This window comes from Advenella sp. (genome assembly GCF_052108595.1).
Lineage (GTDB): Bacteria > Pseudomonadota > Gammaproteobacteria > Burkholderiales > Burkholderiaceae_B > Advenella.
Genome location: NZ_JBQEAU010000016.1, coordinates 34,021 through 44,227 on the forward strand (window position 1 = coordinate 34,021; position 10,207 = coordinate 44,227).

7 protein-coding genes are annotated in these 10,207 nt (G+C 55.0%); 6 read left to right on the plus strand and 1 reads right to left on the minus strand.

Annotated features, from left to right (window positions below; translation table 11 throughout):
• The first annotated feature begins 8 nt into the window (after positions 1 to 8).
• Positions 9 to 1,004 (plus strand): Bug family tripartite tricarboxylate transporter substrate binding protein, encoded by a 996-nt coding sequence (locus ACTIKR_RS04830; RefSeq protein WP_193088294.1) that lies wholly within the window; start codon positions 9 to 11, stop codon positions 1,002 to 1,004.
• A gap of 727 nt (positions 1,005 to 1,731) precedes the next feature.
• Here ACTIKR_RS04830 and ACTIKR_RS04835 read toward each other — a convergent pair.
• Entirely contained in the window at positions 1,732 to 1,962 is a 231-nt protein-coding gene (locus tag ACTIKR_RS04835) for a hypothetical protein (protein WP_193088293.1), read from the minus strand.
• 226 nt (positions 1,963 to 2,188) lie between these two features.
• Between ACTIKR_RS04835 and ACTIKR_RS04840 the strand changes: the two genes are divergently transcribed.
• The 5 genes from ACTIKR_RS04840 to ACTIKR_RS04860 form a co-directional block, all read left to right on the plus strand.
• Positions 2,189 to 3,199 carry a hypothetical protein gene (locus ACTIKR_RS04840; RefSeq protein WP_442327246.1) on the plus strand — a complete coding sequence of 337 codons (1,011 nt, stop codon included), beginning with the start codon at positions 2,189 to 2,191 and terminating at the stop codon, positions 3,197 to 3,199.
• A gap of 126 nt (positions 3,200 to 3,325) precedes the next feature.
• Positions 3,326 to 4,399, plus strand: coding sequence for a uroporphyrinogen decarboxylase (gene hemE, locus ACTIKR_RS04845; protein ID WP_193088292.1), 1,074 nt, complete (start codon positions 3,326 to 3,328; stop codon positions 4,397 to 4,399).
• 346 nt (positions 4,400 to 4,745) lie between these two features.
• Positions 4,746 to 6,797, plus strand: coding sequence for a primosomal protein N' (locus ACTIKR_RS04850; RefSeq protein WP_442327247.1), 2,052 nt, complete (start codon positions 4,746 to 4,748; stop codon positions 6,795 to 6,797).
• Positions 6,798 to 6,800: 3 nt separating this feature from the next.
• Positions 6,801 to 8,864 (plus strand): UvrD-helicase domain-containing protein, encoded by a 2,064-nt coding sequence (locus ACTIKR_RS04855; protein WP_442327248.1) that lies wholly within the window; start codon positions 6,801 to 6,803, stop codon positions 8,862 to 8,864.
• A 174-nt stretch (positions 8,865 to 9,038) separates the two neighbouring features.
• On the plus strand, positions 9,039 to 10,207 hold a 1,169-nt coding region (locus ACTIKR_RS04860; RefSeq protein WP_442327249.1), incomplete at its 3' end, for a CaiB/BaiF CoA transferase family protein.

Sequence of the window (10,207 nt, forward strand, 5' to 3'; positions counted from 1 at the left end):
TATAGAATATGAATTTGACTCCGAAAGGTTTTTTCCCGCGCGCTTTTTCGATCGCAGCCGGCTTGGGACTGCTGGCTGCAGCAAATACCGCGTTTGCGCAGGAAGAAGCATATCCATCAAAACCGGTGACGGTACTGGTCGGCTTCGCGGCTGGGGGTACGACAGACGTGCTGGCCCGCATTGTGGCCAAGGGCCTGGGCGACGAACTTGGCGAGAGCTTTGTGGTCGAGAACAAACTGGGCGCCGGCAGCAATATTGCGACGGACCAATTGCTGCGCAGGAAGGCAGACGGCTATAGCCTCATGATGATGGCCGTTACTACCACGATTAACCAGACGCTGTACAAAAACGTCCGGTTCAATATTGAAAAGGATATCGAGCCCATCGTTCTGGTTGCCAAAGTGCCGAATATCCTGGTTGCCAGCAACAATACGCCATATAACAACCTGAAAGAGTTCGTTGACTACGCCAAGGCCAATCCTGGCAAGATCAACTATGGTTCTTCTGGCGCCGGCACCTCCATTCACCTGGCGGGCGAGCTTTTCAAGCAGCAGGCCGGTATCGACATGCTGCACATTCCGTTTAGCGGCAGTGGCCCGTCCATGACGGCTCTGGTCGGTGGCCAGACCGATGTGGTGTTCGAGAATATGCCTGCTGCCGTACCGCAAATCAAGGCAGGCAAGATCAAGGCCTTTGCTGTGACAACGGACAAGCGCTCGGATGCATTTCCCGACGTGCCTACGCTAAAGGAGTCGGGCTATCCGCAGTTTAACGTGTCTTCATGGTTCGGCCTGGTGGCGCCCAAAGGTACGCCCAAGCCTATCATTGATAAAATCAACGCAACCGTAGAAAAAATTCTGGCCAAGCCCGAAGTGCTCAAGCAGCTGGAAGGTCTGGGCGCGACGGCAGAAAAGAATACGCCGGAAGAGTTTGCAAAATTCGTCTCTGATGAAACCAAGACCTGGAGTGAAGTTATTCGCAAGGGCAATATTTCAATTGAATAACTGAACAGCAGGTGGCGCGCGAAGGCCAAGGCTTTTCGTGCCAGCGCATAACAGAAACGGCAGCAGGGGCACAGGCACCTGTTGCCGTTTTTCATTATATTGTGCGCATTACTGCGTTCATTATGCTCATCGGGGCCTTGCCAACGCCAGGTCGCTGCCGGGAAAGGAGAATAATCGCCCGGAATGCCAAAGCGAATTGCGTCTGACACAACCGCGATATACGCAGGCGGATCGGATTGAGCAAGTTGTTGTGTTGCGCCCGACTGGCATACCCTTTCGAAAGGAAAGTGCACGCATCAATATTTTTATTTATTGTTATGAGTGGTCAGCGTTGCCGCCAACAAAGGTGACATTGGACACAAAACGGCCATGCGATGTCCGTCTTTTTATGCGAACAGTGACGGTAAAAGCCTGGGGAGCGCTGTAGCGACTGCGATGCCATGTCGCTTGCCTTGTTGCAGGCAGTATGCCACGGAAAATATATTCAGATGGGTAAATCAATGCAATAGGGTGGCGCTTGTGCCCCTTATTCTCATCTATACGGTCAGGTTGCCGAACCGGCATGTCATCCGCCTGCATCACAGTAGCTCGCTGGCCACTGTGGGTTCAATTGCAGGCAGATGCGCCGTCAGTCAATCACCCGTTTGGCGTACGATCACGTCCGCCGCATTCATTACTGCACTTCGATTTCGTGTACCCGCGTCGTTGCCGCAGGAACGTTCAGCAATTACCAGCTGAAACCGCCTTCGGACTCGGTGTCGTCAATCGCTTTTTCTGTTTCCTTGATCATGTCATACATCATGACGCAGGCTGCGGCGACAGAGACAGCGATGGCTTTTACCAGAGCGGTCAGGCTCAGTGCGCGTTCTTCGTTGATTGCATTGTGGATCAATTCACGTTCCATAGAATCGCTGAAAGCAAGTTCAGGGGTATCGCTCATTGCGAGGGCGTTTTTCATAGAAAGGTTCATGGTATTGGGCTCTTTAAAGTGACTGTAAAAACTAGGTATAAACCATTATAGGGTTAACCCTAGCAATAAGCAAGGGTATATGGCCTTTATGTCATGCAGTGCAGCAAAACCGTTGTTTTTTCAGCAAAAACAGTCACTTAACAGTAATTGCCCTAGTGTGACAAATGCGAATTGCTGGTCGTGCAGAGCCCATTTATCCTGTACGCTTTGTTACATGAAAAAGGCCCTCAAGGTGAAAGAACGACTGGACTGCGCCCTTATCAGTATTCCCGGCTGCGAAACGCTCGCAGAAACGCTGCTCAAACCTGACCGTTTACACAATGGTCGTCTGCATTTCAGTCTGGTAGAACCCTCCCCCGGGGCGGACCATGGTACGTTCCCATCTGTCTCGCTGCTGCAGGAAATGACTTATTCACTGCGTCATTTTGATGCCATCTGCCTGCCCGTCTCATCGGCTTCGCTGGTATGGACGCGTTTATTGTTGCAGCAAACCCGTATCGAACAGCATCGTCCCATTTTTGTATTGGGGCTGTCGCTGCGCCCCATTGGCCTGATCGATCTGCTCGAGCTCGGTGTCGTTGATTTTGCCTTATGGCCATGCGAGCCAGAGGAAATCCGTGTCAGGCTGCTGCGTGCCTTGCATGAACTACGTAATCTTCAGGCCCGTCTTCCTTCGCTACTGGGCGACAGCGTCAATACGAAGCAGTATGCTGTTCACGATGCTGCGATCACGCACCCGGCTGAATATGCTTTAGCGCCGGCGCCGGCGCCAGCGTGCGCTCCCGCGGGTACACTGCACCTGACCGGTGAAAGGCCCGGTTCGCCGTTGTTGCCCGCGTTCAAGCGATCCGGTGGTCGCACGCCTGCTGCTGCACTGATGGGGGTCAGCCCAGGCACTGACCGTATCCTGTCGCCTGTTTCGCTTTTGCGCGGAATCGGCAGCCCCATGCCGCAAGGGAGCAAGCCGGCGGGTGCCCATCCGGCACGCCTGAGCGTCCCCAAGGTCTGCTGTCAGGAAATAGCGCAATTTCCCGAAGGATTTCAGCAACTGAAGTCGGTCGTGGTTACCCAATTTGAACGTGCCTATCTCACGCATGCACTGGCGCGCAGCAAGGGCAATATCGCCCTGGCCGCCCGCAATTCCCATAAACATCGTCGGGCGTTCTGGGCGCTCATGCGTAAACACCAGATCAGTGCAGAACCCTTTCGCGACAATGGTTTTTGAACAGCAGCGGTGTCTGACGGCAAACCGCTTGATGGCCGGGCGACTGTCAGCGGCCATTCTTACACCAGGTACGATACAATCTGTCCGGTAAGAAAATCATAGATTTATAGATATCAAAGGTACCCGATGGCTTTCCCGGTTTTGCAGAACGATGTTTTCCTGCGCGCACTGCAGCGCCAGCATGTTCCCTATACGCCTGTATGGTTGATGCGCCAGGCTGGACGATATTTGGCTGAATATAACGAGACCCGCGCCAGGGCGGGGTCCTTTCTGGGGCTGGCTAAAAATCCGGATTTTGCCACAGAAGTCACTTTGCAGCCTCTGGATCGGTTTCCCCTGGATGCGGCCATTCTATTTTCCGATATTCTCATGCTGCCCGACGCCATGGGTCTTGGGCTGGGTTTTGTTGCCGGTGAGGGCCCGCAGTTTGCACGTCCCTTGCGCACGCAGCAGGATGTCGAGCAGCTTGCCGTTCCCGATATGAATCAGTTGCGCTACGTGTTCGACGCCGTCAGCCAGATCCGCCAGTCGCTCAATGGCCGTGTGCCCCTGATCGGCTTTGCCGGCAGCCCGTGGACCGTTACCTGCTATATGGTAGAAGGGCGGGGCTCGTCAGATTACCGCCAAATCAAAACCATGATGTATGCGCAGCCAGCAATGCTGCATCGTATTCTGGAAGTCACTGCACAGGCTACTGTGCAGTATCTGAACGAGCAAATCCGCGCGGGAGCCCAGGCCGTCATGATTTTTGACAGCTGGGGCGGCGTACTGGCCGATGGCTTGTATCAGCAATTTTCGCTTGCATACACCACCAAGGTAATCAGCCAGCTGGAACGCAATCAGGATGGTGTTACTGTGCCGGTTATTTCGTTTACCAAGGGAGGCGGATTGTGGCTGGAAGACATCGTCAACAGTGGCTGCGATGCCGTTGGACTTGACTGGACTGTTAACCTGAAGCAGGCTCGTGAGCGGGTAGGCGACCGTGTTGCATTGCAAGGCAATATTGATCCCATGGCGCTGTTTGGAACAGAAGACGCCATTCGTCAGGAAGTGCGTCGCGTCATTGACGACTTCGGGCCGGTAACAAATGGGGGGCATGTATTCAATCTTGGTCACGGAATTTCACAATTTACACCGCCCCAAAATGTGTCAATTCTGGTCGATGAAGTGCACAGCTATAGCGCAAGCAAACACGGTTGAGGCCAAGTTGTACACAGAAGTCAAGCGGCTGTTGTTTTTGGACAAACTGTTGTAACACAATGAGCTGACGTTTTAAGTTATTGAAATTTAAGAAATTAGTTTATGAAGTTTCCGGTATGAAAAAAATTTGATCCTTCAATTCATTTCAATAGTTTTTTTGTAATATAGTTTTCCCCAAAGTTATCCACAGGCAGAGTCATTTATTTAATAAGTGGTTTCGGGCAGATGCTTTAACGCTGAAACCTGCGAAACTACTTTAAGTGTTGACATGGATATGTAACTTAAAGGTAATACTCAAACAGATAACTCTGGTGGTATCTGTTCTCACATTTTTCAGGAATTAAGCGTGCAAGTCAGCTGGGTTCGTGTCGTGTTGGATATTCCCCGACAGGAGGCATTCGATTATCGATGCGAGCATCCAGTGCAAATAGGGCAGCGCGTTATTGTGCCTTTCGGCTCGCGACAGCTTATCGGCGTGGTCATTGAATTGCTGCCCGCGCCCGCGCTTGACCCGGATCAGATCCGCGATGTGGAGCAGGTGCTGGACGATCTTCCGGCATTTTCTGCTTCCTGGCTGGCCCTGGCTCATTTCGCCTCGCGTTACTATCAGCGCTCGTTGGGCGAGGTCATTCTGCCGGTACTGCCCAACGGCTTAAGAAAACCGGCCGCTTATCTGGGCAAGCGGTCCGCTGGCGGCCCGGTAGCCCGAGCCGATCGTAAAAAACGCAGTCCAGTCGCCCCAGCGGTCGCCTCTCCAATCGTATTGAATGCCCAGCAGCAACATGCCGTGCAGCAAATTTGCCAATCAGACGGCTATTGTCCCTATCTGCTGCATGGCGTGACCGGAAGCGGCAAGACAGAAGTGTATCTGCACGCGGCGCTTGCCTTCTTGCAGCGGGGCCAGCAAATATTAATGCTGGTGCCGGAAATTAATCTGACGCCACAGTTGGAGACGGCGGTCCGGGCCCGCTTTGCAGATATCGTGGCTCCCGAGGAAATTGCCGTGTTTCACAGCGGGCTGGCCGATGGCGAGCGCCTGAAGGCCTGGGCAGACGCCCAGCGCGGCAAGCTCAAGGTGCTGCTGGGCACGCGCATGACAATTTTTGCGCCGCTGGACAATCCCGGCCTGATTATTGTCGATGAGGAACACGATGCTTCCTACAAGCAGCAAGAGGGCTTGCGTTATTCGGCGCGCGATCTGGCGGTCTGGCGCGCACATCATGCCGGTATTCCGCTGATACTTGGATCGGCTACGCCCTCCCTGGAAACCTGGCATCATGCGCTCAGTGGCCGCTATACCCGATTGAGCCTGGAGCAGCGCGCCAGAACCCGCTTTCTTCCCGACATTCGTCTTGTGGATACCCGGAAGGCCAAGCTTAACCAGGGGTTCGAGCCGAACGTGCTGGAGGCCATCCGCACTCGACTCGAGCGCGGCGAACAGTCCATGGTGTTTCTGAATCGTAGGGGCTACGCCCCTGTCATGCATTGTGCCGCTTGCGGCTGGGTCAGCCAGTGCCCGCGGTGCTCGGTGCATACGGTATTGCATCGCACTCCTGGCAGCGGCTATCAGTTGCAGTGTCACCACTGTGGTTTCCACAGGCGCGTCCCATCCATCTGCCCTGATTGCGGCAACCAGGATTTGCAGCCGCTGGGGCGGGGCACCCAGCGGGTTGAAGAATTTCTGCAGGAAACGTTTCCCACAGCGCGAATCCAGCGCATTGATGCAGATAGCACACGCCTGAAGGGTAGTGCTCTGCGGCTATTCGATGAAGTGCATACCGGCAATATCGATATTCTGGTAGGCACGCAAATGGTGGCAAAGGGGCATGACTTCAAGCGTCTTGGCCTGGTTGCGGTGCTCAATGCAGACTCCATGCTGTTTTCTGCGGATTTTCGCGCCCCCGAGCGCCTGTTTGCCCAATTGCTGCAGGTAGCCGGTCGGGCAGGGCGTCACACGGAAGGGGGCCAGGTGTTGATTCAAACCGGCTATCCCGACCATACGGTCTATCAGACATTGCTTAACAACGACTTCCCGGCCTTTGCCGACGACTTGCTGGCAGAGCGCCAGGATACCGGCCTGCCACCCTTTACCTTTCAGGCCCTGATCACCGCCGAAGCCAAAAGCGTGCAGCTGGCACTGACCTTTCTTCAAGACATCCGGGAACACGCCGCCTCGGTCTTGTCTGGCGACGGCGAGCCCGAGGCCGTGCGTCTTTACGATCCTGTCCCCCTGCGGATTCTGCGCGTTGCCCACGTCGAACGGGCACAATTGCTGGTTGAATCGGTGTCAAGGCCAGCGCTGCAGCGTTTTCTGCAGCAGTGGCTGCCACAGGTCCAAACAATCGGACAGAAGCAGCGCATGCGTTATTTCATCGAAGTAGACCCACTGGAAATCTAGATAATGAGCAATGCACTGCAATCGATGAACCCCGCGCAGCGTGAGGCGGTGCTGTACCTGAACGGACCATGCCTGGTCCTGGCAGGCGCCGGCAGCGGCAAGACTCGCGTCATCACCCAGAAAATCGCCTATCTGATCAATGAGTGCGGCTATGATGCCCGCGGTATCATAGCCCTGACGTTCACCAACAAGGCGGCGCGCGAAATGGCTGAACGTATTCAGCAAAGCGTGGAAAAGAAACGGCTCAAAGGCCTGACGATCAGCACATTTCATGCACTGGGCGTGCGTTTTTTGCGGGAAGAGGCGGTGCTGGCGGGATTGAAACCCGGTTTTTCCATCCTGGACTCCACCGATGCGCTGGGCGTGATTCAGGAGTTGCTGGCGACCACCGACAAGGGCCGGTTGCGCAGCGTACAACAGCAAATATCGCTATGGAAAAATGCGCTGATTACGCCTGATGATTCAGAAAAAATCGCCCAAACCCCTGACGAAATGGACGCTGCCCGCGTGTACCGTAGCTACGATGCAACCTTGCGCGCGTATCAATCGGTGGATTTTGACGATCTGATTGTCATGCCGGCGACGCTGATGAGCACCAACGATGAGGTGCGCGAGCGCTGGCAGCGGCGCTGTCGCTATATGCTCCTGGACGAATACCAGGACACCAACGTCTGCCAATACCAATGGGTGCGATCCCTGACTGGGCTGCGCGACATGTTTACAGCGGTGGGCGACGATGATCAGGCCATTTATGCCTGGCGCGGCGCCACTATCGAAAACCTGGCCAAATTGCCTCAGGATTATCCGGCACTGCGTATTATCAAGCTGGAACAGAACTATCGTTCGGTCGCGACGGTGCTGGACGCAGCCAACCAGGTCATCAGCCGCAATCCGAATCTGTTCGGTAAAAAACTGTGGTCTACGCTGGGTCAGGGCGAACCCATTCAGGTGGTGGTCATGGACAATGAAGAGGCCGAGGCCGAATCGGTGGGCATGCGCATCTCGGCTTCCCGTTTCGAACGCAACGCCCGTTGGAAGGACTACGCCGTGCTCTATCGTGGCAACCATCAGGGTCGCCTGTTCGAGCAAACATTCCGCGAGCTGCGGATTCCCTATGTGATTGCCGGGGGGCAAAGCTTTTTCGACAAGGCCGAGGTCCGCGATATTATTGCCTACCTGCGCATTGTCGCCAACGAAGAAGACGATCCTGCGTTCATTCGCGCGGTTACCACGCCCAAACGTGGCGTGGGACAGGCCAGCCTGACAGCGCTTGGGGACACGGCCACGCAGCTCAAGTGCTCACTGTTCGATGCCGTTCATGATGAACTGGCCGCCACGCGGATTGCGCCCCGCCAGCTTGAGCCGCTGAAGGTTTTTGTTGATTTCATTCGAAATATACAATGGCGTGCCGGGCGCGGCAGGACAGATGGCGGTGCGGCCACACCGGCTGAAGGCGCAACCGAGCTGCTGGACGAATTGATGAAATACATCGATTACGAACGCTATTTATATGACACCCAGGAAGAGCGTGCGGCGCAATCGCGCTGGCAGAACGTGCTTGAATTGACCAACTGGCTCAAGCGCAAGGCACAGGAAGACGGCTTGACGCTTGCGCAGCTGGTTCAGCGTATTGCCCTGATCACCATGCTGGAACGTAGCGAAGACGACGAAGATCCCGATGCCGTGCGGCTGACGACCATTCATGCCTCCAAGGGTCTGGAATATCCCTATGTGCACATGGTTGGCGTAGAGGAAGGGTTGCTGCCGCATTTTGGCAAGGACGACGAATATGGCGATGCGAACAAGGACGCCGAGGCGCTGGAAGTGCGCATCCAGGAAGAGCGCCGTCTCATGTATGTGGGTATTACCCGAGCGCAATTTCATCTGACATTGACCTGGTGCAAGAAGCGTCGCAAGGCCCGTGAAGATCTGATTCGTGAACCTTCGAGGTTTATCGGTGAAATGGGTCTGGAGAGCGGCGTAAAAACAGTGGTGGATCCATTCAGCGGCATGACTCCCAAGGAACGGCTGGTCCGGCTCAAAGAGATGCTGCAGAAAAAAGGGTAGAATGTAAGCCCCAGGCAGCCGGGCCGCTGGCCTGTCTGTTTGTTCACTATCTATTGGGTCACTATATTACTTGCGTCATGCAGGGTGGGTGGCCGATTCTGGAACTTAATCACGTTTGACATGTTGGCCGACGGCGACAACATAATTGAAATTTGAATACGGAGAAGCAGGAAAATGACACAGCGTATGGCGCCATTGGCGAACATCAGGGTACTTGATCTGACACGCGTTCTGGCGGGTCCATGGTGTACCCAGAACCTGGCCGACCTGGGCGCTGACGTCATCAAGGTGGAACGTCCGGGCAGCGGTGATGATACGCGTGGTTGGGGGCCTCCATACCTGAAGGATCAACACGGGGCGGACACCAGCGAAGCGGCCTACTACCTTTCTGCGAACCGCAATAAACGCTCGCTGGCGCTCGATTTCACTACGGATGCGGGACGTGAGATCGTTCTGGCGCTGGCGGCCAAAGCCGATATTGTCGTGGAAAATTACAAAGTGGGTGGCCTGAAAAAATACGGGCTCGACTACGCCAGTCTCAAGCAGATCAATCCGCGACTTATTTACTGTTCCATTACCGGGTTCGGACAAACGGGGCCGTATGCCACCCGCCCAGGCTATGACTATATTATTCAGGGTATGGGCGGTCTCATGAGCATTACCGGAGAACACGACGATCTGCCAGGTGGCGGCCCTCAGAAGGCCGGCGTGGCGGTGTCGGATCTGATGACAGGCATGTATGCAAGCGTTGCCATTCTGGCGGCATTGAATGAGCGCCACAGCAGCGGCCTGGGGCAATATATTGACATGGCGCTGCTCGATTGCCAGGTGGCAATGCTGGCCAACCAGAATCTCAATTACATGACATCTGGCCAGGTACCCAAGCGTGCCGGTAATGCGCATCAGAATCTGGTGCCCTATCAGGTGTTTGAAGTTGAAGATGGCCATCTTATCTTGGCGGTAGGCAACGACACACAATTTGCCTCGTTCTGCCGCCTGATCAATATGCCGGAACTGGTCAACGATGAGCGCTACCGGAAAAATGCCGGCCGGGTAGTCAATCGCGATTCACTCATTCCATTGCTGGCGTCCGTCATGAAAACCCGCAAGCGTGATACCTGGCTGGCAGATCTGGAGGCCAGCAATATCCCGGCCGGACCGATCAACACGATTGACCAGGTTTACGCAGATCCGCAAGTGATCGCACGCCAGATGAAACTGGAACTGCCGCATCCAGCAGCGGGAACCTCGCCGATGACGGCCAGTCCCATGCGTTTTTCCGACACACCCATTCAGTATCGCAATGCACCGCCCATGCTGGGTCAGCATTCCGAGGATATCCT